Source organism: Streptomyces sp. KR55, assembly GCF_052245645.1.
Lineage (GTDB): Bacteria > Actinomycetota > Actinomycetes > Streptomycetales > Streptomycetaceae > Streptomyces > Streptomyces flavusporus.
The window spans coordinates 1-1422 of the sequence record NZ_JBQQCE010000895.1; the positions used below are offsets into that span (position 1 = coordinate 1).

Consider the following 1422-nt stretch of genomic DNA (forward strand, 5'->3'; position numbering starts at 1 on the left):
CTAGTGTGATGCGCCAGAAATCCTGAGGGTTAATAAGTAGTCTGTTGGTATGTCGCATCCGGGTCCTTCTGCTGTGGAGATCACGCTGTCCGAGGACGAGCGTGCCGAGTTGCTGCGGCGGGCGGGATTGCCGGATCGGCGTCCGGCGGAGCGGGCCCGGATCATCCTGGCGTGTGCTGAAGGCATGTCGAATGCGGGTGCTGCGCGGGCCGTTGGTGTGGCGGTCAAGACGGTGAGGAAGTGGCGCGGGGCCTTCGTCGCGGAGCGGATGGCGGGGCTCGAGGACACCGGTCATATCGGTCGGCCGAAGGCTGACCTGATTTTGAGTGAGGCTGAGCGGGATCAGCTCGCCCGGTGGGCGAGGCGGGCGAAGACGGCCCAGTATCTGGCGTTGCGGGCGAAGATCGTGCTGCGCTGCGCGGAGGGCGGAACGAACCGACAGGCCGCGGCCGACCTCGGTGTTGATGAGTCGACCGTGGAACGCTGGCGTGCCCGGTTCATCGTCAGACGTCTCGACGGCCTGTCCGACGAGCCCCGGGTGGGCCGGCCGCCCTCGATCCTGCTCGATCAGGTCGAGGACGTCGTCGTGGCAACCTTGGAGTCCACTCCGGGCAAGGACACGCACTGGTCGCGGGCCTCGATGGCCGAGCGCACCGGCCTGTCGAAATCGACCATCGGGCGGATCTGGAAGCGGTTCGACCTCAAGCCGCACCTGCAGGACTCCTTCAAGCTCTCCACCGACCCGCAGTTCGTCGCCAAGGTCGTCGATGTCGTCGGCCTGTACCACCACCCGCCCGAGAAGGCGGTGGTGCTGTGCGTGGACGAGAAGTCCCAGATCCAGGCCCTGGACCGGTCCCAGCTGGTGCTGCCGATGATGCCGGGCATGCCCGAGCGGCGTACCCATGACTACTACCGGCACGGCATCACCAGCCTGTTCGCGGCCTTCAACATCGCCGACGGCACGGTCATATCGGCGCTGCACCGCCGCCACCGGGCGATTGAGTTCAAGAAGTTCCTGGTCACGATCGACAAGGCGGTCCCAGCCGGCCTCGACGTTCATCTGGTCTGCGACAACTACGCCACCCACAACACCGCCGAGATCAGGACGTGGCTGGGCAAGCACCCCCGATTCCACGTCCACTTCACCCCGACCGGCTCCTCATGGATGAACCAAGTCGAGCGGTGGTTCGGCCTGTTGACCGACAAGCTCATCCGTCGGGGCGTCCACACGTCCGTGAAGGCCCTGGAGGACGACATCGCCGCATGGATCGACACCTGGAACGAGAACCCACGGCCCTTCACCTGGACCAAGTCCGCCGACGAGATCCTCAACTCCCTCGCCGACTACCTCACCAAGGTCGGAGCCAACAACCAGAAAACAGAGGAAAATTAACCCTCAGGATTTCTGGCGCATCACACTAG

1 protein-coding gene is annotated in these 1422 nt (G+C 64.8%); it reads left to right on the forward strand.

Annotated features, from left to right (window positions below):
• Positions 1 to 49 precede the first annotated feature (49 nt).
• Entirely contained in the window at positions 50 to 1393 is a 1344-nt protein-coding gene (locus ACTWQJ_RS51335; protein WP_443313194.1) for an IS630 family transposase, read from the forward strand.
• The last annotated feature ends 29 nt before the right edge of the window (positions 1394 to 1422 follow it).

Bases quoted from the DNA above. Each gene is read 5' to 3' on its own strand.
- ACTWQJ_RS51335 (WP_443313194.1), top strand. From the start codon at position 50: ATGTCGCATCCGGGTCCTTCTGCTGTGGAGATCACGCTGTCCGAGGAC.